The sequence below is a fragment of the Bacillus cereus group sp. Bc061 genome, assembly GCF_027715825.1.
GTDB lineage: Bacteria > Bacillota > Bacilli > Bacillales > Bacillaceae_G > Bacillus_A > Bacillus_A paranthracis.
Genome location: NZ_JAQFTZ010000003.1, coordinates 299,783 through 319,621 on the forward strand (window position 1 = coordinate 299,783; position 19,839 = coordinate 319,621).

Genomic DNA, 19,839 nt, shown 5'->3' on the forward strand with positions numbered 1-19,839 from the left:
AATATAAAGGGGGCAATACGAGTATGAAAAAGGTATTTAGTATGGTTTTAGCATTTATATTAATGCTTTCAACACTGCCAAGTGCATTTGCAGCAAATGAGGTTCCGACAAAAGGGTCTTTAACAATTCATAAATATGCGCATGAAAAAGATGGACAAAAAGGTGAAGAAGGAACTGGTGAACCTGGTCAGAAAGTTCCTGAAGGGGCAACACCGATAAAAGGAGTAAAGTATGAAGTTGTAAAAGTTGCAACTTTTAAAGTGATTGAAAGAAATGGAGAAATTGTAAAAGAAGCTGTTGAGAAAGTTGACAATGCAACACCTATTAGCGACGTAACAGGTGAAGATGGTACAGTAACTTTTAAGGACCTTCCAATCGGTCGTTACTTAGTGAAAGAAGTTAGCGGTCCAGATAACGTAAATATAAATACAGAGCCATATACAATTGATATCCCAATGACTGATAAAGAAGGTAAAAAATTAAACTACGACGTTCATATTTATCCAAAAAATGAAATCAAGCGTGGAGCAGTAGAATTAACGAAAGTAGACGATGCAGGCAAACCATTAAAAGATGTAGAATTCACACTATATCATAAAGGGACTGATAAAGTAGTAGTAGATAAAGCAGGAAAAGAATTAAAGGATCTAAAGACAGATAAGGATGGTAAAATCCGCGTTGACGGTTTATTGTATGGAGAATATTATTTCAAAGAGTCAAAAGCACTAGAAGGATATGTTTTAGATCCTAAAAAATATGAATTTAAAGTTGAAAAATCAGGTGCATTTCCTAAAGACGGTCAAGCAGGTTATGGGGAAATTGTAAAACTAGATAAAATTATAAACTATAAAAAACCGACAATTGATAAGAAGATTAACGGTAATTTAAATGGTTTACCAATTAACGTAGATGAAGAATTCACATACGACATTAAAACGAAACTACCAGGTGATATTCATCTGTACAAAAAATACGTAATAACAGATAACGTTGACCCAAGATTAACAATCATCGGTACACCAGTTGTTACAATTGATGGTGAAAAAGTATCTTCTGATGTTGTAAAAGTAACGCTAGGTGAAAAGACTGCTGCAGGTCAATTAGTGACAGTTACTGTAGAGAATTTTAAAGCTTTAGAAGGTAAAAAAGAACTACATTTGCAAATCAAGGCGAAAGTAAATGGAGATATTAACGGTGGAACAGAAATAAAAAATATAGCAAAAATCGATTATGAAACTGGTGATAAAGTAACACCACCAGACGATGAAACAACAACACCTCCTGTAACGGTTATCGTAACTGATGGTAAAATTTCATTGAAAAAAATTGACGGTGCAACTAAAGATGCTTTAGAAGGTGCAAAATTTGAATTACGAAAAGATGGTAAAGTTGTAAAAGTAAAAGGTGTTGACGTTGTCGGCGTATCTGATAAAGATGGGATGATTAATTGGTATAACATCCCTTACGGTGAATACGAAATCGTCGAAATTGAAGCACCGAAGTATACTGATAAAGGTGAAGTGAAATCTTATCAAAAGTTAAGAGAGCCAATTAAAGTTAAGATTGATAAAGATAACCAAACAGTGAAATTAACTGTAGAAAATAATAAGAGTGGCTGGATCCTTCCTGCAACAGGTGGAATTGGGACAATCCTCTTCACAGTAGTTGGCCTTGTATTAATGGGCGCAGCGTTTATGTTCTTAAGAAGAAAAGCTTAATAAGCGTACGAGTATAGGGAGAAAAGAGGGAGAAAGAACATCTTCCTCTTTTCGTTATTTACTGCCCGGTAAATAGCGGGATAAATGGAACTACATATGCATAATAAAGGGGTATATTATGAAACGTAATATTATTTTTGGATGCATCTTTTTAGTAGGACTTAGTATTTTTTTATACCCGACGGTGAGTAATTGGTTAGCGACAAGAGCGCATTATTCTGAAGTAAGTACATATGACAAAAAGGTGAAAGAGCTGCAAAGGGAAGAGATTAAACGTAAAGAAAAAGAAGCGAAAGAGTACAATGAGAAACTACAACAGGAGAGACAGACCGTTACAGATCCATTTCGTTCCGATAAGAGTGGAAATTCCAGTTCTTACGTAGATATGTTGAATGTAGGAGAAGTAATGGGCTATGTAGAAATTCCTAAAATTAATGTGAAGCTTCCTATATATCATGGAACGTCTGAGGATGTTTTAAGTAGAGGGGTAGGTCATATAGAGAATTCCTCTTTGCCAGTTGGCGGAGAAGGAACACATTCTATTTTGACTGGACATAGGGGGTTACCATCTGCTGTATTATTTACAGATTTGGATAAATTAGAAAAGGCGGATGTTTTTTATATTCATTCTTTAGATAAAGTATTAGCATATAAAGTAGATCAAATTAAAGTAGTGCTACCAGAAGAAACAGATGATTTAACAGTAGTTGAAAATCAAGATTATGTGACACTAATTACATGTACGCCATATGGTGTAAACACGCATAGGTTGCTCGTTCGAGGACACCGTGTTCCATATGACGAAAAGGAAAAAGAAGAGATTAAGGAAGTTGTTGGAGTAGATAAACGAATGATAGGAGCAGGTGCTATCATTGTCGGTGCATTTCTAGTTGCTTTATATAGAAGAAAGAAGCGTAAAACTATAGAGAAAATATAAAATGGTTCTCCTTTCAATGTATATGTATGAAAGGAGAACCATTTTTTGGCCTATTATTTGCGTTCCATTACCGCAAAGTAATTGTTTTCATTATCAGCAAAGTTGAATGCTCTACCTGTAGGTAAATCTACAACTTGTCCAACCGTAACGTTTTTCTCAGAAAGATCTTTATATAGTTGATCTAAGTTGTTAGAGAAGAACATAAGTGAAGGAGTACCTAAGTTTAATTCAGGTTGCATCTTTGCAATTAACTCTTTATCGTGAAGGACGATGCTTGTTCCTGCTTCTTTTGACGGTGCAATTTCAATCCAGCGAAAACCTTGTCCGTTATTTTCTTCCGCAATAATTTGGAATCCTACTGTCTCAGTCCAAAATTGCATGGCTTCATCTTGATTATTTACATATAGCATAATTTGTCCAATTTGATTAATCATAGGTGTGTCCTACTTTCTTTTCCTGTATGGAATTCTATTATATCAAAGATATGGTTTGAATACCTTTTCGTGATTTTTCCGAAGTACAATCTTCGCCCATCTCATATTTGTCGTAGGAGAAGGTCCTGTAATCCATGTATGAAATGGTAGTGCACTGCATATGACCATTGCTGAAATCGAGATTGTGGCTGTTATTGTAAATAATAATAGGCTATATAATATTGTGTTTTCTTGCAGTGTGAATAGAGAAAGAAACTTTGTACATAGTTGCAAGAAGAAAAAGTGAGCTAAATAAGCACCATATGTGTAATTCCCGATAAATCGTAAAGCTTTATATAAGAAACCGCGTCGCTGTACGATTGTAATAGATAGTACGTAAAGTATGATAATTTCGCATACGATATATAAAAACATAGACGGTTTTAAATAAGTTGAAACGGTTAAATGAATAGAGTTTGCGCCGTAAAAACTAAATAGTTCATAATTGATAAATAAAAATAAGATGAAAAATAAGATTGTGATAAGTGGGATATGTTTCATGACGAATAGCCGCCAAGTTTTTAGTGCTACAGCAGCGATTCCTCCCATGACGAAATAGAATGAGTAGAAGAAGAAGGAACGGTCTGTATAATGTAAAATGGTTGAGCTAGTCAATTTCTCGCCATTAAAAATGTAGTGCGAAGAATACCACATTAAGAGGAAATATAGGCAAGCAAAGACGGTCATATATTTATATATGTCTTTTTTATTTTCTGTTCGTTTTTGAAACCAATAAAATAGTGTGCACAGTAAAGGGAACAGTAGGTGAATTTGAAACATCATAATCACATACCAAAGATGGGGTGCGGCTGTTCCGAGTAATAAACTTTTTATTCCGCTTTGTAGTGTAATCATATCGTTTGTTGTTAATAAGTAAAGAATAGACCAGAAGAGATAAGGAATGAGTAAATGTGCGGCTTTTTCAGAAATATATTCTTTGTATACTAATTGCTTTGTATAGTGACGAATTAAGTGGAAGCCGACGATAAATATGAATGCAGGTGCTGAAAATTTTGCAAGGTTAAATAGCATGCCCATAATGAGGGATTGCTCAAGTAAAACATGTCCTTGATTCATTGTATATAATAACGAACTTTGCAAAACGACAGCAAGGAATGCAATGCTTTGCAAAACTTTAAATTCAGGTGCGCTTTGTGTCATTAGGTCCATCTCCTTTTCCATACATGATTATAGTACGGAGAATGAATAATGGATGTGGAATATTTGTGAAGATTTTAACAAATTTGTGGCAGAATAGATTATATCGACGATTTTTCGGATATATCGTTCATAACTTCAAATATATCAACGATTTTTTCAATATATCGACGTTTCGACAAGGGATATCGACTTATCAACAAATAACGACAAAAAGAGGATGCTCAAAACGAGCATCCTCTTTCTATCTATTAAGCAAATTTGTTTTTGATCCAGTTCTTACCTTCTACAAGGCGAGCTGTCATTACGGCACAAGCGTTATCTGCTGTTACGTTTAACATCGTTGCAGGAGGATCAATGATTGTACTAATTGCTGCGATAATTGGCAATGCTTCTGGCGGGAAGCCATATAAAGAAACGATTAACATTTCACCAATCATACCGCCGCCTGGAATAGCGCCCATTACTGTTCCTACTAATAGAGAAACAACAAGTGCGATTGCTAATGTTTTTGGTCCTTCGAATTCCATGTTGAAAATACCGAATAAGAAAGCAATTTTTAATACGCCGCCTAAAACAGAGCCGTCTTTATGAAGTGTAGATCCAAGAAGGACAACTGTTTCACGAACGTCAGAAGAGATACCCATTTTCTTCGTTGCTTCTAAGTTCGCTGGAATACTTGCGGCACTACTACAAGTTGCAAGAGATGTAACTGTAGGAGAGACCATGTTCTTCCAAAATACTTGTACACCTTGCTTGCGACCTGCAAGGTATGCATAGAACGTAAAGAATACAAAGAAGTAAATAAGAGACGCTGGATAGTATACCATTGCTGCTCGGAAGTAAGTTCCAAGAAGCTGTGGTCCGAATTCACCAACTAATGCTGCGAAGTAAGCAGCAAGTCCGATTGGAGCGTAGTACATAATGAAAGATACGACTTTCATTGAAATTTCTGCACCAGCTTGTAAGAATGTAGCGAATGGTTTTCCTTTTTCACCAACTGCTGAAGTTGCAATCCCCATTAAAATAGAGAAGAAAATAAGAGCTAACATATTTTCACGAGATAGTAACTTCGAGAAGTCAGATACTGTTAGAATACCGACGATTTGATCTGCAACACTAACTGCTTTTTCAGCTTTGTCAGGTTGGGTTAGTTCTAATACAACACCTTGTGCTGGCGGGAATACTTTCACGACAATAATCATAAAAATAGCAGCTAAAATACTTGTAAATAAGAAAGTCCCAGCCATACTAGACATAATTTTACCGAAACGTTTTAATCCATCCATATTAGCAATAGATGACGCGATGCTAAAGAACACTAACGGTACAACAATCGTAAACATTAAGTTTAAGAAAATGTCACCAAGCGGCTTTAAAGCAACTGCATCGGCACCCATGAAATAACCAATGAAACCACCAATTAGGATGGAAGATAATAAAATAAGTGGAAAGCGATATGCCTTCATAAATATATCCTCCTATCAATTAAAAAAATCATACTGAATTATTATAGCGAGTTAAAGTCCTCTTTACTAGGAGAATACGGATAGATGGAATAGCGTGAAAACCGAGAAATTTTTGTTTTTAAGCTCGGCATACAGCAGGAAATCTAGACATATATATTTGTAACCTAGTTGTGGTAAGGGATGCGCCATCATTTAGGTTGAGAAGAAGGGGGAGGGAAGCGAGATGAATATTTTGCTTTGCTGTGCAGCGGGAATGTCTTCCAGTTTGATTGTTACTAAAATGGAGAAAGCAGCAGAGGCAAGAGGAATAGAGGTAAAGATTTGGGCTGTATCAGGTTCTGAAGTAAATAGCCATATTGATAAAGCTGATGTACTTTTACTTGGGCCACAAGTACGTTATTTATTACCGAAAATGAAGGAATTATGTAAGGAGAAAGGGGTACCTGTTGATGTCATTCAATCCGTTCATTACGGACTTTGTAATGGGGAAGCTATCTTGCAAGCAGCTTTGTCAATGAAACCATGAGGAGAGTGGGATAGATGATACGGTTTTTAGAGAAATATGTAATGCCGGTAGCAGGAAAGGTTGCAGAGCAGAGGCATTTGCTAGCAATTCGTGATGGACTTGTATTGACGATGCCGTTCTTAATTATAGGATCATTTTTCCTCATCATTAGTGCTTTACCAATACCAGGTTATAATGATTTTATGGCAGGTTTGTTTGGGGAGAATTGGCAGAGGGCTTTGGGGTATCCAGTTAGTGCAACTTTTAATATAATGGCTTTAATAGCTGTTTTTGGAATCGCTTACAGACTTGGAGAATATTATAAAGTGGACGCTTTAGCATCCGGGGCATTGTCGCTTGTGACGTTTTTACTTGCGACACCATTTCAAGTTGCATATATTATACCAAGTACAAAAGAGAGTGTACTTGTAGAAGGTGCTATCCCAGCTGTATTAATGGGAAGCCAAGGGTTATTTGTAGCAATGATTATTGCACTTATATCTACTGAACTTTATCGGTTTATTGTACAAAAAAAGATAATTATAAAGATGCCAGAGACAGTTCCGCCAGCTGTGACACGTTCATTTGCCGCGCTTGTTCCAGGATTTATTGTTGTAACGGTTATTTGGCTTTTACGCTTAATTATAGAAAATACTTCTTTTGGCAGTATCCATAATATTGTAGGGCAAATTTTACAGGAACCACTTAGTGTACTTGGTGCTAGTCTTTGGGGCGCAATAATAGCTGTTATTCTCGTTCATGTTCTTTGGTCATGTGGAATTCATGGAGCTACTATTGTTGGTGGTGTAATGAGTCCCGTTTGGTTGTCGTTAATGGATCAAAACCGAATTGCTTACCAAGCAGGGCAAGATATACCAAATACGATTACTGCACAGTTTTTTGATTTATGGATTTATATGGGCGGATCTGGTGCAACGCTTGCTTTAGTTGTAGGAATGTTATTATTTGCCCGAAGTCAGCAATTAAAAAGTATAGGTAGATTGTCAATTGCGCCTGGTATATTTAATATTAATGAGATGGTAACTTTTGGGATGCCAATTGTCATGAATCCAATTTTATTAATTCCATTTATATTGGTTCCAGTTGTGTTAACAATTGTTTCTTACTTTGCAATGGAATGGGGATTAGTTGCTCGTCCGAGCGGTGCTGCTGTTCCTTGGACGACACCAATTCTATTTAGTGGATATTTAGGATCAGGTGGGAAAATTTCAGGTGTTGTTTTACAACTTGTTAACTTTGCGCTTGCATTCTTCATTTATTTACCGTTCTTAAAAATATGGGATAAACAAAAAGTGGCGGAAGAAAAGGGGGAGTAAAGAACTAAAATGGATACGATAGAAACGAAGGCCTTTCACTTAATCTTGCATGGGGGAAATGCGAGAAGTTGTTCAATGGAAGCAATTGATTGCGCGAAGCGTGGGGAGTTTACAGAAGCAGAAGCGAAATTACAAGAAGCGTTAGAGGAATTAAAAGAGGCACACCGTGTACAAACGGATCTCATACAGAAAGAAGCCGGTGGTGAAAAGACCGAAGTTACCCTTCTGATGGTGCACGCACAAGATCATTTAATGAATGCAATTACGGTGAAGGAATTAGCGAGTGAATTTGTAGAATTATATAAGAAGATGTCGGTAGCTGAATGAACCTTGCGTATGCAAGGTTTTTTATGTATGTGTCTGTACCATCAGTGGAGTGTTTGTTCCACTGATGGTATTTACAATCCTCCTTTTTACAAATGAGTAAGAGTGGTATTTAATCGACAGTAACAATTTCTCCTATACCACGAATCAGTTTTTTTATATGCATCTCATTTGGTTTCAATATACTTACGATATAATCAATCGCTATTTGCGGTTCAACGGTTGTACCGCACGTATAACAATCAATGGCGGCAAAGTTTTTTTCTGGATAAGTGTGAATAGAGAGGTGGCTTTCTGATAGTAAAACTAAAACAGTAACACCATGCGGATTAAATTCTTTTGTACTTACGTTTAAAACGTGGGCACCAGATTGATCAGCAGCGTGAACTAAATGATGTTCTAAAAAGTAAATATCATCTAATAGGGAAAAATCCACTCCCCATAAATCTACTATTATATGCTTACCGAAAGTAGAATATTCCATAAGGTAGCGCTCCTTACTATAATGTTGTTAAAATTCCATTTCCTGTTTGTAACATTGATGTAGGATAAGATTCGATTCTGAGTTTAAAAGAGCGAGATTACGTTGTTCTAAATGTTCTTCTCTAAATTGAAATAAAGGAGAAAGAAGGGAAGGTAATGTTCGAGGCGTTGGCACTACATATAATTGCTCAATTTGATCGAGTACATAGGCAGAATTAGCGGCAATATGAAATCCCCAGTCAGTTCCGAAAGAAGGAACGATTGTATGATAACTTTTCACAGTTAATCCCGCATGTTCAATTGTATTACCGATACTCCAATATACTAGAGGTGCATCAGCAGGTGAATTAGATTGGCAGACGAATGCCCCATCTTCTGTTAAGAATGTAGCTATCCGAGCAAAAAGTTCGCTTGTATATAAAGTACTTAAAATTTCTGTTGCTGGATCAGGAAAATCAATAATAATTACATCGTATAAGGATGAAGGAGAATTTAGAAATTCTTTCGCATCACATACGTGCACATTCACGCGACTATCCAAAAATGCATTGTTGTTTAAAGATACTATTTCTGGAACATTACGTGCCATATTAATCATTGCCTCATCTAAATCAACAAGGTCTACATGTAGCACAGTTTCATATTTCAAAACTTCTCGCAGGGCAAGGCCATCGCCACCACCTAATATGAGAACACGTTTTGGATCAATTACTTTTGACATAATTGGATGTACAAGTGCTTCATGATAAATTTGCTCATCGACGGAACTGAATTGTAGTTGCTTGTCCAAATATAAACGGATATCGCTTACTTGTAGCAAATGAATATTTTGATAATTGCTTTTTTCATTCAATAAACTTGTATGTTCACCAGCTTGTATTTCTTTTAAAGAAATTTCATCCCATATATCTAGGTTGTGTGAATCCGTGGGTACTATGACTACATTTTCCGTTTGTGCTTGCTTGTCCTGTTTATCCTGTTTGTCCTGTTTGTCCTGTTTATCCTGTTTGTCTTGTTTGTCTTGTTTGCCTTGTTTACCGTGCTTGTCCTGCTTATTTTCTATTTCCTGCTGTTCTAGTTCAAATTTGTTAGAGTCTAATTCAGAACGTTTGTCTTTTTTATAGCTTGTTATTCTATAAATCTTTATTTTGCTTTGTTTTCTATGTTTTGGCATAGGAATCCCCTTTCGAATTGAGTTACTTTACTCTATTCTATGTGATTTAGTAGAGTTTGCTTGGACAATAGATAGAGGAGTTTTTTTAATAGATTTTCACGCTAAAAAAATTTTTTAGTGTTTTTTTTGTTTTAAACACAACTAGACAACTAAACACTAATCTATTTTCATACAGTTATGTGTTAAAAGCGTGTTGTTTTATAACACACTGTGTGTTTTTTGATCGACACACTAATTGAAAGCGTTAACACACAAAGAAAATAGTCGAAAAAGTGCTGATTTTAGTGGTTTTAAAAAGTTGGCACGCTAATTGCATTAATAAATAGCGTAAAGAAAAATAAATAAAATATAAATTTTTTATACTACACAAGGGGGATTTTCAAATGAATATTTTATTATGTTGCTCAGCAGGGATGTCTACAAGTTTACTAGTTACAAAAATGGAAGCGGCTGCAAAAGCTCGCGGTCTAGAAGGAAAGATTTGGGCTGTATCTGGGGATGCAGTAAAAACAAATATCGATCAAGCAGATGTATTATTACTAGGACCACAAGTTCGTTACATGCTGTCTTCAATGAAAACGCTTGCTGATGAGAGAAATGTTGGAATCGACGTTATCAATCCAATGCACTACGGCATGATGAATGGAGAAGCAGTTTTAGATCACGCATTAACACTTAAAAAATAATTAGGGGGGAAGCAAAATGCAAAAGTTTATTGCATTTATGGAGAAATATATTGTTCCTGTCGCTGGTAAAATCGGATCGCAACGTCACTTAGCTGCGATCCGTGATGGATTTATTGCAGTTATGCCACTTATTTTAGTTGGTGCACTGGCATCACTAATTAATGGTTTTCCATCTGAAGCTTTCCAAGATTTCATGAAAGGTTTGTTTGGTGAAACGTGGAAACAAGTTGGCGGTGGAATGTGGACTGGTTCTTTCGCGATTCTAGCACTAATCATAGCATTTACAACAAGTTATAACTTAGCAAAATCTTACGGCGTTGATGGTTTGTCAGCAGGTATTATTTCATTTGGTGCGTTAATTATTCTTACGCCAACAACACCGAAAGAAGGCGGATTGAACTTAGTTTGGACAGGTGCACAAGGGTTATTCGTAGCAATTATTGTGGCACTCCTTGTTACTGAAGTATTCCGTTTCTTCGTACAAAGAAACATTACTTTTAAAATGCCTGATGGAGTACCACCAGCAGTTTTAAGATCTTTTGCAGCTATAGTTCCAGCATTTGTTATTTTAACAGTAGTTGCAGGTATTCAATTAGCAGTGAAATTAGCTGGTACAAGTGTTCATGAATTTATCTTTAATACGATTCAATCACCACTGCAAAGTTTAGCAGGGACATTACCAAGTGCAATTGTCATTGTACTCCTTGTTCATCTTCTTTGGTTCTTCGGTTTACATGGTCCGAATATCGTTGGTGGTATTATTGAGCCATTATACTTACCGGCATTAGAGAAAAACATGAAGTTATTCCAAGGTGGTACATCTGCATTTGATGTTCCAAACATTGTTACAAAACCATTCTTTGATACTTTCGTATATCTGGGTGGTTCTGGTGCAACATTAGCGTTCTTAGTAGTTGTATTACTTGTAGCAAAAAGTGCACAATTACGCGGTGTATCTCGCTTATCAATTGGTCCAGGTGCATTCAACATTAACGAACCAGTAATCTTTGGTACACCAATTATTTTAAATCCAGTTTTATTCTTGCCGTTTATCATAACACCAATCGTATTAGTAATTACTTCTTATACAGCTATATCTATTGGTTGGGTACCAAAAACAGTTGCGATGATTCCATGGGCAACACCACCAATTATTAGTGGTTATCTTGTAACAGGTGGGCATCTTTCAGGCGCAATTCTACAGTTATTCAACTTTGTAATTGCGATGGTAATCTATTATCCATTCGTTGTATTATGCGATCGTTCTGTTGTTCGTACTGAAAAAGCAGCAGCACAAGGAAATAACAACTCTGTACCTATGTAACACAGTAATTGTTCTCACAGATAACACTATCTGTGAGGACAATCACCTTTATATCATGTTCAAAAAGATGAGATCCATCTACAAAAACACCAAACTATCATTCATAAATTAATATTTTAATAGAAATGTTCAAACTGAAGGGGTATGTAAGTCGGTTGAACGATAATAGAGAGGGCGGTAATTATGATGACTACAGCAGAACAAATTCCATTCCAATTGATTTTAAATAGTGGTAATGCACGAAGCTTTGCGATGGAGGCACTTCAATTTGCCAAACAGGGGAAAATGGCAGAGGCTGATGAAGCGATGGTAAAGGCGAAAGAAGCGATTAATGAAGCGCATCATTTCCAGACAGAGCTCATACAATCAGAAGCAAGAGGAGAAAAAACAGAGATTAGTGTTCTTTTAATTCACGCACAAGATCATTTAATGAATGCGATTACAGTAAAAGAATTAGCAACAGAGTTTATCGATCTTTATAAAAAGCTTGAAGCGAAAGGGGAATAAAGCATGACTGGAATTAAAATTGCTACAATCGGCGGTGGATCTAGTTATACACCAGAGTTAATTGAAGGATTTATTAAACGTTATGATGAGCTTCCTGTTCGTGAAATTTGGTTAGTAGATATTGAGGCAGGAAAAGAAAAGTTAGAAATCGTTGGTAACTTAGCGAAACGTATGGTAAAAAAATCTGGTTTACCAATTGAGGTACATTTAACGCTTGATCGTCGCGAAGCATTAAAAGATGCTGACTTCGTAACGACGCAGCTTCGCGTAGGTTTATTAGAAGCTCGCGCAAAAGATGAAGCAATCCCGTTAAAATATGATGTAATCGGTCAGGAAACGAATGGTCCTGGTGGTTTATTCAAAGCATTGAGAACGATTCCTGTTATTTTAGATATTTGTAAGGATATGGAGGAGCTTTGTCCGAATGCATGGTTAATTAACTTTGCAAATCCAGCTGGTATGGTAACAGAAGCTGTTCTTCGTTATACAAATATTCAAAGAGTAGTTGGTCTATGTAACGTTCCAATCGGAATCCGCATGGGTCTTGCAAAATTGCTTGAAGTAGATGCAAGTCGTGTTCACGTTGATTTTGCAGGTTTAAATCACATGGTATATGGATTAGACGTATACTTAGATGGCGTAAGTGTAATGGATCGTGTGTTAGAACTTGTAACAGATCCAGAAAAGCAAATTACGATGGAAAATATCGCTGCGCTTAACTGGGAGCCAGACTTTATTCGCGGCCTTCGTGCAATTCCATGTCCATACCATCGTTACTACTACAAAACACGTGAAATGCTAGAAGAAGAGAAAGAAGCTTCGGTTGAAAAAGGTACACGTGCAGAAGTAGTAAAACAATTAGAAGATGATTTATTCGAGTTATATAAAGACCCGAATTTAGATATTAAACCACCACAATTAGAAAAACGTGGAGGCGCTTATTATAGTGACGCAGCATGTAGCTTAATTACGTCTATTTATAATAATAAAGGTGATATCCAGCCTGTTAATACACGAAACAACGGAACAATTGCAAGCTTGCCACATGATTCGGCTGTTGAAGTGAACTGTATTATTACGAAAGAAGGTCCAAAACCAATTGCAGTTGGAGATCTTCCGGTACCAGTTCGCGGTTTAGTACAACAAATTAAATCATTCGAGCGCACAACAATTGAAGCTGCTGTTACAGGGGATTATCATAAAGCGCTGCTTGCTATGACAATTAACCCACTTGTACCATCAGATAAAGTGGCAAAACAAATTTTAGATGAAATGTTGGAAGCGCATAAAGAATATCTTCCGCAGTTCTTCAAAAAGGTAGAGAAATAAAAGCGGCGCTATTTAGCCCGCTTTTTTTTATCCTATTAGGAGGTATTACAATGATTAAGTTAATTGTAAATGCAGATGATTTCGGTCTTACAGAAGGTACAAATTACGGCATTATTGATGGACATATAAATGGACTTGTAAATTCAACGACGATGATGATGAATATGCCAGGAACAGAGCATGCGGTACGCTTAGCAAAAGAGTATAAAACGTTAGGGGTAGGCGTACATCTCGTATTAACGGCAGGGAAACCGCTTCTTGGAGATGTACCGTCACTTGTAAGTAGCGATGGATTGTTTCATAAACAAAGCATCGTATGGGAAGGGAAAGTAAATCCAGAGGAAGTCGAGCGAGAATGGACTGCTCAAATTGAGAAATTCTTATCTTACGGATTAACGCCAACTCATTTAGATAGTCATCACCATGTGCACGGATTACCGATTTTGCACGATGTTCTTGAGAGATTAGCGGCTACATATAATGTTCCGATCCGTCGTTGTGAGGAAGAGCGAGCAGTACGCCCATTTTCTGACGTATTTTACAGTGACTTTTACGCAGATGGTGTGACGGAAGATTACTTCGTGAAGTTAAAAGAAAGAGTACAAGGTGAACAAACGGTAGAAATTATGGTTCATCCAGCTTATATTGACCCAGAGCTTGTGAAGCGTTCTTCTTACGTAATGGATCGCGTGAAAGAATTGCGTATTTTAACAGAGAGTGAGTTGCCTGAAGGAATAGAGCTTGTAAAGTTTTAATAGAAAAAAGACGGCTACATTATGCCGTCTTTTTTTATTTACAAAATGGATAGAATATATCCGCCAAAGGCTCCAAGTATAACGATAACCCAAGGTGGTGTTTTCCAAAAAGCGAGCAAGCAAAATAGAAGAGATGCAAAAACAAAATCTACAGCGTTCATAATCGTGCTTGTCCAAATCGGGTCATAAAAAGCTGCTAATAAAATACCGACAACGGCCGCATTGACTCCAAGTAGTGCGCCTTGTATGAAAGATATTTTTCTCACACTGTCCCAAAAGGGTAAAACACCAATAACGAGTAAGAAAGCAGGAAGAAAGATCGCAATTGTTGCAAGTATGGCACCAAGCGTCCCGTTTAACACTGCTCCTATATAAGAGGCGAATGTAAATAGTGGTCCTGGCATTGCTTGTGTTAATCCGTATCCAGCTAGGAATTGTTCTTTCGTCATCATTCCGTTTTGTACGAACTCACCTTCAAGAAGGGGGAGGACGACGTGTCCGCCTCCAAATACAAGTGCGCCAGAGCGATAGAAACTATCAAATAAAGCGATGTAATAAGAGAACGGTCTTAATATTGGTAGCAGTAGTAATAGTCCGAAGAATAAGACGAGACAAGAAACTGCTATCTTTTTTGAAATAGGTACTTTTATATGTTGAGATTGACTAATTGGTTGGTTGCGATATAAAAGCCAGCCGATAAAGCCAGATATGATAATGAGAGTGACTTGTGTCCAGCTACTTGGCCATAATAGGGCGATTGAGGCAGTTGCAATTGCAATCGTCGCACGATTTCGGTCTGGCGTTAATTTTTGCGCCATTCCCCATATTGCATGAGCGACAATAGCGACTGCTACAAGTTTTAGTCCATGAATCCAGCCAGTACTTCCAAGGTCGAACTGATTAAGGAATGAGGCGAAGAAAACTAAAACAAGCACAGACGGTAAAGTGAACCCAATCCATGAAATAATAGCTCCGAATACCCCGCCTCTTAATAATCCAACGCCCATACCGACTTGGCTGCTAGCAGGACCAGGTAGGAATTGACATAGTGCTACTAAATCTCCATAGATTCGTTCATCCATCCATTTTCTTTTTTGTACATATTCGTGGTGGAAATAGCCGAGATGGGCGACGGGGCCACCAAACGAAGTAAGTCCTAATTTAAATGAGACGAGAAAAATCTCTAATAATGTGTGAAAAGTGTATTTGTTATTTTCCAAAACGACCTCCTAGAATGTTTTTCTAAGTGCATTATACAAGAGGTAGTAAAGCAAAAGGAACGATTCTAATGTAAAGATTATGTGAATCTTTTCTTCGTAATTAACACTTGAAAAAGTCATAAATGATTATGTATAAACCATAAAGTAGTAGAAGTAGTGCTGGGAAATTTATATAAGGAGAATGCCCGTATGACAACACATTTCTTTGCGAGGTTAACAGGTAAGAGGGAAATACCTCCTGTAAATACAGAAGCTTATGGCGTAGCAGAGTTTATATTTAGTGAGGATTTAAAGAAGTTGCAATATCGGGTCATATTGAAAAACATCGAAAAAGTTACATCATGCCAAATTCATTTAGGGAAAGCAAATCAAATTGGTCCAATTGTTTTAAGTTTATTTGGTCCGTTAAAGCAAGGTATTAGTGTTAATGAAGGAGTCGTCACTGGTGTAGTTAATGTGGGGGATTTTGAAGGGCCTTTACAGGGGCGAGCGTTTGATAGCTTATTGCAAGAAATCATTCAGGCGAATGTATATGTAAATGTTTATACGAAGTCCCATAAGAAGGGTGAAATAAGGGGGAGAATTAGGAAAGTAAAGAAGTAGCAAAAAGGCTGTTCATATTGAACAGCCTTTTCTGTTATAAGGTGCGAATTTTAGCGATTATTGACGGTAAATCGATATATTAGAAAAATCGCTGATAAAACTCGAGTTGCGCTGATATATTTTGAAAATCGCCGATAAAACCTGAGTTGCGCTGATATATTTTGAAAATCGCTGATAAAACTCGAGTTGCGCTGATATATTTTGAAAATCGCCGATAAAATCTGAGTTAAGATCGATATACTAAAAAACTGCCACGATTAATTTTTTACAGGCTGATTTTTAATGAAGAAGTCCATAACATAAAACACTTCGTCATCAGGTATTTGTATTTCAAATGTATTTTCAATTGGCTGCAATGCTTTTTTTACTTTCATATACATCCAGTATTCATCTTGTCTTCGTTTCTCTTTATCTGGATGAGGGAGAAGGCTTTCTCCCTTTTGAAGACGGTCAACCATACAGCTCATATGCAGAATAACACCCATTAAACTGTCAGGAGTTAGCTGTAAGGAAATTAATTCTTGAATTGTATTTAATGCGTAACGAATTGTTTTGATAAGTAATGCTCCGTCGTTACGCTGCATTTGTTGTTCCAGGATATCAGCCATTTTTGCATATGTTTCTTCATACGTAATTAATTCTTGAATTGGCTGAATCGCTGTGTAGTTTACAATGTCTTGGAAATGATACGTTAAGCATGGCACTTGTACATCGAAATTCGTGACGATACAAATAATGTTCCGCTCTTTTTTTATGTTCTCAATCATTTTCGTTAAATCTTTTTCATGGACGATACTAATCGGAATGATTTCAATTAAGTCTTTGTCAAATCGCAAATAGTTCTCCAACATTTTTTGAATAGCTAAAGCACTGCCTTCCCCAGTTAAACAAGCTGTCAAAATAACAGATTTCATTGGTGATAGTGGTTTTTTCTTTTCTTCTTGTACGTTTAAGTAAAACGGTGTTAAGTTCTTCACCGTTTCATATAATGCATCTAACGAGTAGCCAAGCTGAGCTTTTCGAGCCGCTTCTAGTGCATGTGGAGTGCTTGTCATGGAAAGAACACGCACTGGAATTTTGAACTCAGTTTCTAATATATCACCAATATAAGCGAGAGATCCCATATCAACGAGTAAGAGAAGCCCGTTTACATTTTGGAGTGTTTTCATATACACTTTCACACGCTCTAAGAAATCTTTCGGCGATTCATGTAACGGCATATCGATACCGGTTACTTCGTCAATGCCGAGCAGTTCATTTGCGACGTTTGCCATTTCTGTTGCTATGCCGTTGCCGTGCGCTAATATTAATACTTTTACTTCTGTTTGTGAGGCAGGAATTGGATCAACAACGAAGAACATTGTTAAAAAGCCTGCTTCATCGATAGGCATTGTTATTTGTAATTCGTCTTCCAGTAGTTGAATGCATTGCATAGCTACGGAAAAAGCTTCTTTATATTTCGTACGAATTTGATTTAATTGCGGGTGATGAATTTGTTTTCCGGCCTGTAAACGTTGTAGAGTTGTCTGTACATGTAAACTTAAAGCGAGAAATACTTTTTCATCGAACGTTTTGGATAAATGTTTTTCAGCAAGTTCAGCAATTTTTTCACAAACGGAAACGATATTACGATCTACAATTTTAAAAACATTTTCATGACTTGTCTTTTTTGACATTTGGTTAAAATATTGTACGAAAAAGCTTTGAATATCATTTTCTATTAGTAATTCTAATTCTTCCTCTTCAATACCACGAGCTTGAAGTTCTTCATATTTATAGTCAATATAATCGTAAATAGAAGACTGTTTTTCATTTTCTATTTTATGATTACTCCAACCTTCATCACCTGTAAATATAAATGTTTCATTCGGTATTTGGTATAGATGACGGCTCTTTCTTTCAATGAATAGTCCTTCTTTCATATACCAAGGTAAGTCTGTGCTTGAAACATAGACAGAATCACGTTTCTTTGTCACGAAGTCAGAATAGGCTTTCGCACAGGCAATTTGTACATCCGTTTTTAATTGGCCGATGTTATTAGGACAATTGTAAAAGACGAAAGCACGCATTGCATTCGGGCTAACGTGAATTTCTTTTCGCAAGCGAATTGCTTCATTTGTGAAAAATAGTTGCAGTAAAGCAAAACGTTCTTTATGTGTACGCTCACGAAGTGGTGGCAGCGTGACAGTCATTGGTATACGTCTTGTAAATGTTTTTAATAAAAATGAATTTGGTTCTTCTGTTGTTGCAGTAATGATCAATACTTGTGCTTTACGTTCGTTTTCTGTTTCTCCAAGGCGGCGATATACTCCGCGGTCAATAAAGGTGAAAAGCATTTCTTGTCCCTCTGGAGGAAGGCGATGTACCTCATCTAAGAAAAGGATCCCTTCATGTGCTTTTTCAATTAACCCTTTTTGATCACTTGCCCCTGTATACGCTCCTTTTTTAATCCCAAATAATTGCCCGAGTAGTAGCTGTGGGTTATTTGCATAATCAGCACAGTTAAAGACGATAAATGGTGCATTTTTAGGAAGCTGTTCAACTTCAATTGCATATTCGTGCATTAAAGAAGCAAACATGGATTTTCCGACGCCTGTTTCTCCGAGCAGTAAAGTATGCATACCGTTTGGAGGATAGAGAATAGAAGCTTTCGCTTTTTCGATTGCGATTTTAAGGCTCGTATTTTCAACTGCAAATGTATCTAATGAAGTTGCTTCTTTTGAATGCGTTTCCAACGAAGTGTTCGTTTCTATATAAAAACGAACAGGACGCGTATTTGTTTTTAATAAACGTTTATCTTTTACGAGTTTGTTTAAGTCGCTACTTACATTGGCTCGATCTAGCTGCAACAGGGTAGCGAGTTCTGATGCAGTTACACCTTCTGTATAATTGCTTTTTTGTATTGCGTTAAAAATGAGATCTATTCGTTTCATTTCTATTCACCTCGAAACTTCATCACTATTTAAAATTTTACACAAAAATGGGAAGGGTGGGAAGAGAAAAATAAAACAGCTTTAGCACATAGGCACTAAAGCTGTTACAATCTTGTGTCTTTCCAAAAGTTTACTTCGAGATGAGAAGATGGATTATAGGGAAGAAGCTTGTATCCTTGTGACTGTAAGTAATCAATTACTTGTGGCAGTATTTGTACGGTTACACTCGAATCATGCATTAAAATTACTTCGACTTGTTCATCGCTCTGATTACGTACCCTTTCTAGTATGGCAGAAGGGTTATCATAGCTTTTCCAGTCGTATGTATCGATTGTCCAATCCCACATTTTATACTGGGCTGATACAAGTGCATCACGGTAATTCTTTTTTAAATAAGGCATGCTACCATACGGGACACGAACGAGATGTGAATTTAATTTTGTAACTTGCTGAACGATGCTTTGTGTTTGTTCCATCTCTGTAATTAAAGCAGATGGATCACCGGTGTAAAGGCGTTTTACATCATGTGACATACTGTGAAGCCCGATATAATGTCCGTCTTTAATTAATCGTTGCATTGTCTTTTTATAATGTGGCACTTTTCCACCAATAACAAAGAAAGTTGCTTTTCCGTTCTTTTCTTTTAAGATGTTTAAAATTTGCGTAGTATATTTGTTTGGTCCGTCATCAAATGTTAAGTACGCGATTTTTTTGGTAGAAGAGGTAGTTTCGGTATTTGGATGATGTTCAGCAGGGGGAATGGTAGTCGCTCCTGCATGAGATGACGCGTACATAGTAATCGTTAAAAATAAAATAATGTATTGAAATACTCGCTTGATCATAACATTCACCCTCAGTTTGACAATCAAGATGTAAAAAAGAAAATATAATCCTTTTCTTATTA

Annotated in this window: 19 protein-coding genes; 11 read left to right on the plus strand and 8 right to left on the minus strand. The window is 36.7% G+C overall.

Features of this window, described 5'->3' with window-relative positions:
• The first annotated feature begins 23 nt into the window (after positions 1 to 23).
• Both PDQ40_RS15745 and PDQ40_RS15750 read left to right on the plus strand, forming a co-directional pair.
• On the plus strand, positions 24 to 1,718 hold the full coding sequence (locus PDQ40_RS15745; RefSeq protein ID WP_000755298.1) for a SpaH/EbpB family LPXTG-anchored major pilin: 1,695 nt from the start codon (positions 24 to 26) through the stop codon (positions 1,716 to 1,718).
• Between the two features lie 118 nt (positions 1,719 to 1,836).
• Positions 1,837 to 2,655 carry a class C sortase gene (locus PDQ40_RS15750; protein ID WP_000827779.1) on the plus strand — a complete coding sequence of 273 codons (819 nt, stop codon included), beginning with the start codon at positions 1,837 to 1,839 and terminating at the stop codon, positions 2,653 to 2,655.
• 53 nt (positions 2,656 to 2,708) lie between these two features.
• On the opposite strand, the gene PDQ40_RS15755 is transcribed toward PDQ40_RS15750, so the two are convergent.
• From PDQ40_RS15755 to PDQ40_RS15765, 3 genes are all read right to left on the minus strand, one after another.
• Entirely contained in the window at positions 2,709 to 3,089 is a 381-nt protein-coding gene (locus tag PDQ40_RS15755) for a VOC family protein (protein WP_000609839.1), read from the minus strand.
• A 42-nt stretch (positions 3,090 to 3,131) separates the two neighbouring features.
• The gene (locus tag PDQ40_RS15760; RefSeq protein ID WP_214328443.1) at positions 3,132 to 4,289 is read right to left on the minus strand and encodes an acyltransferase; all 1,158 of its coding nucleotides are present in this window, start codon (positions 4,287 to 4,289) and stop codon (positions 3,132 to 3,134) included.
• A 248-nt stretch (positions 4,290 to 4,537) separates the two neighbouring features.
• Positions 4,538 to 5,755 carry a dicarboxylate/amino acid:cation symporter gene (locus PDQ40_RS15765; RefSeq protein ID WP_000649370.1) on the minus strand — a complete coding sequence of 406 codons (1,218 nt, stop codon included), beginning with the start codon at positions 5,753 to 5,755 and terminating at the stop codon, positions 4,538 to 4,540.
• Positions 5,756 to 5,978: 223 nt separating this feature from the next.
• Here PDQ40_RS15765 and PDQ40_RS15770 point away from each other — a divergent pair, with 223 nt between their 5' ends.
• From PDQ40_RS15770 to PDQ40_RS15780, 3 genes are read left to right on the plus strand one after another with little or no spacing between them, the layout of a single operon-like run.
• The gene (locus PDQ40_RS15770) at positions 5,979 to 6,281 is read left to right on the plus strand and encodes a PTS sugar transporter subunit IIB (RefSeq protein WP_001023546.1); all 303 of its coding nucleotides are present in this window, start codon (positions 5,979 to 5,981) and stop codon (positions 6,279 to 6,281) included.
• A 14-nt stretch (positions 6,282 to 6,295) separates the two neighbouring features.
• Positions 6,296 to 7,597: a PTS cellobiose transporter subunit IIC gene (gene celB, locus PDQ40_RS15775; protein ID WP_000617774.1), complete on the plus strand. Its 1,302-nt coding sequence runs from the start codon at positions 6,296 to 6,298 to the stop codon at positions 7,595 to 7,597.
• 9 nt (positions 7,598 to 7,606) lie between these two features.
• The gene (locus PDQ40_RS15780; RefSeq protein WP_000379634.1) at positions 7,607 to 7,924 is read left to right on the plus strand and encodes a PTS lactose/cellobiose transporter subunit IIA; all 318 of its coding nucleotides are present in this window, start codon (positions 7,607 to 7,609) and stop codon (positions 7,922 to 7,924) included.
• A gap of 109 nt (positions 7,925 to 8,033) precedes the next feature.
• On the opposite strand, the gene speD is transcribed toward PDQ40_RS15780, so the two are convergent.
• Positions 8,034 to 8,405: an adenosylmethionine decarboxylase gene (gene speD, locus PDQ40_RS15785; protein WP_000456819.1), complete on the minus strand. Its 372-nt coding sequence runs from the start codon at positions 8,403 to 8,405 to the stop codon at positions 8,034 to 8,036.
• 27 nt (positions 8,406 to 8,432) lie between these two features.
• Positions 8,433 to 9,578, minus strand: a complete 1,146-nt coding sequence (locus PDQ40_RS15790; RefSeq protein WP_076856027.1) for a polyamine aminopropyltransferase — start codon at positions 9,576 to 9,578, stop codon at positions 8,433 to 8,435.
• 383 nt (positions 9,579 to 9,961) lie between these two features.
• Between PDQ40_RS15790 and PDQ40_RS15795 the strand changes: the two genes are divergently transcribed.
• The 5 genes from PDQ40_RS15795 (at position 9,962) to chbG (ending at position 14,179) form a co-directional block, all read left to right on the plus strand.
• Positions 9,962 to 10,264, plus strand: coding sequence for a PTS sugar transporter subunit IIB (locus PDQ40_RS15795; protein WP_001023569.1), 303 nt, complete (start codon positions 9,962 to 9,964; stop codon positions 10,262 to 10,264).
• A gap of 16 nt (positions 10,265 to 10,280) precedes the next feature.
• Positions 10,281 to 11,588, plus strand: a complete 1,308-nt coding sequence (celB, locus tag PDQ40_RS15800) for a PTS cellobiose transporter subunit IIC (RefSeq protein ID WP_001168828.1) — start codon at positions 10,281 to 10,283, stop codon at positions 11,586 to 11,588.
• Positions 11,589 to 11,771: 183 nt separating this feature from the next.
• Complete coding sequence (locus PDQ40_RS15805; RefSeq protein ID WP_000989053.1) at positions 11,772 to 12,095, plus strand: PTS lactose/cellobiose transporter subunit IIA; 324 nt, start codon at positions 11,772 to 11,774, stop codon at positions 12,093 to 12,095.
• A gap of 3 nt (positions 12,096 to 12,098) precedes the next feature.
• Positions 12,099 to 13,424, plus strand: coding sequence for a 6-phospho-beta-glucosidase (gene celF, locus PDQ40_RS15810; RefSeq protein WP_000145749.1), 1,326 nt, complete (start codon positions 12,099 to 12,101; stop codon positions 13,422 to 13,424).
• Positions 13,425 to 13,474: 50 nt separating this feature from the next.
• Positions 13,475 to 14,179 carry a chitin disaccharide deacetylase gene (gene chbG, locus PDQ40_RS15815; RefSeq protein ID WP_000593475.1) on the plus strand — a complete coding sequence of 235 codons (705 nt, stop codon included), beginning with the start codon at positions 13,475 to 13,477 and terminating at the stop codon, positions 14,177 to 14,179.
• Positions 14,180 to 14,217: 38 nt separating this feature from the next.
• Here chbG and PDQ40_RS15820 read toward each other — a convergent pair whose 3' ends face one another.
• Entirely contained in the window at positions 14,218 to 15,399 is a 1,182-nt protein-coding gene (locus tag PDQ40_RS15820) for a chromate transporter (protein WP_000429774.1), read from the minus strand.
• A 189-nt stretch (positions 15,400 to 15,588) separates the two neighbouring features.
• On the opposite strand from PDQ40_RS15820, the gene exsM reads away from it, so the two are divergent.
• Entirely contained in the window at positions 15,589 to 16,002 is a 414-nt protein-coding gene (gene exsM, locus PDQ40_RS15825; RefSeq protein ID WP_000207029.1) for an exosporium regulatory protein ExsM, read from the plus strand.
• 257 nt (positions 16,003 to 16,259) lie between these two features.
• Here the strand turns inward: exsM and PDQ40_RS15830 are convergent, their stop codons facing one another.
• Both PDQ40_RS15830 and PDQ40_RS15835 read right to left on the minus strand, forming a co-directional pair.
• On the minus strand, positions 16,260 to 18,935 hold the full coding sequence (locus tag PDQ40_RS15830) for a PRD domain-containing protein (protein WP_000820982.1): 2,676 nt from the start codon (positions 18,933 to 18,935) through the stop codon (positions 16,260 to 16,262).
• 104 nt (positions 18,936 to 19,039) lie between these two features.
• The gene (locus tag PDQ40_RS15835; protein ID WP_000597163.1) at positions 19,040 to 19,777 is read right to left on the minus strand and encodes a polysaccharide deacetylase family protein; all 738 of its coding nucleotides are present in this window, start codon (positions 19,775 to 19,777) and stop codon (positions 19,040 to 19,042) included.
• Positions 19,778 to 19,839: the final 62 nt, after the last annotated feature.

What these genes read in the sequence shown, in the direction of transcription:
- PDQ40_RS15780 (WP_000379634.1), top strand. Translation starts at nt 7,607, where the DNA reads ATGGATACGATAGAAACGAAGGCCTTTCACTTAATCTTGCATGGGGGA.
- celB (WP_000617774.1), top strand. Translation starts at nt 6,296, where the DNA reads ATGATACGGTTTTTAGAGAAATATGTAATGCCGGTAGCAGGAAAGGTT.
- PDQ40_RS15760 (WP_214328443.1), bottom strand. Translation starts at nt 4,289, where the DNA reads ATGACACAAAGCGCACCTGAATTTAAAGTTTTGCAAAGCATTGCATTC.
- PDQ40_RS15745 (WP_000755298.1), top strand. Translation starts at nt 24, where the DNA reads ATGAAAAAGGTATTTAGTATGGTTTTAGCATTTATATTAATGCTTTCA.
- PDQ40_RS15805 (WP_000989053.1), top strand. Translation starts at nt 11,772, where the DNA reads ATGATGACTACAGCAGAACAAATTCCATTCCAATTGATTTTAAATAGT.
- celF (WP_000145749.1), top strand. Translation starts at nt 12,099, where the DNA reads ATGACTGGAATTAAAATTGCTACAATCGGCGGTGGATCTAGTTATACA.
- PDQ40_RS15830 (WP_000820982.1), bottom strand. Translation starts at nt 18,935, where the DNA reads ATGAAACGAATAGATCTCATTTTTAACGCAATACAAAAAAGCAATTAT.
- PDQ40_RS15790 (WP_076856027.1), bottom strand. Translation starts at nt 9,578, where the DNA reads ATGCCAAAACATAGAAAACAAAGCAAAATAAAGATTTATAGAATAACA.
- celB (WP_001168828.1), top strand. Translation starts at nt 10,281, where the DNA reads ATGCAAAAGTTTATTGCATTTATGGAGAAATATATTGTTCCTGTCGCT.
- PDQ40_RS15755 (WP_000609839.1), bottom strand. Translation starts at nt 3,089, where the DNA reads ATGATTAATCAAATTGGACAAATTATGCTATATGTAAATAATCAAGAT.
- PDQ40_RS15835 (WP_000597163.1), bottom strand. Translation starts at nt 19,777, where the DNA reads ATGATCAAGCGAGTATTTCAATACATTATTTTATTTTTAACGATTACT.
- PDQ40_RS15765 (WP_000649370.1), bottom strand. Translation starts at nt 5,755, where the DNA reads ATGAAGGCATATCGCTTTCCACTTATTTTATTATCTTCCATCCTAATT.
- PDQ40_RS15770 (WP_001023546.1), top strand. Translation starts at nt 5,979, where the DNA reads ATGAATATTTTGCTTTGCTGTGCAGCGGGAATGTCTTCCAGTTTGATT.
- PDQ40_RS15795 (WP_001023569.1), top strand. Translation starts at nt 9,962, where the DNA reads ATGAATATTTTATTATGTTGCTCAGCAGGGATGTCTACAAGTTTACTA.
- PDQ40_RS15750 (WP_000827779.1), top strand. Translation starts at nt 1,837, where the DNA reads ATGAAACGTAATATTATTTTTGGATGCATCTTTTTAGTAGGACTTAGT.
- speD (WP_000456819.1), bottom strand. Translation starts at nt 8,405, where the DNA reads ATGGAATATTCTACTTTCGGTAAGCATATAATAGTAGATTTATGGGGA.
- exsM (WP_000207029.1), top strand. Translation starts at nt 15,589, where the DNA reads ATGACAACACATTTCTTTGCGAGGTTAACAGGTAAGAGGGAAATACCT.
- chbG (WP_000593475.1), top strand. Translation starts at nt 13,475, where the DNA reads ATGATTAAGTTAATTGTAAATGCAGATGATTTCGGTCTTACAGAAGGT.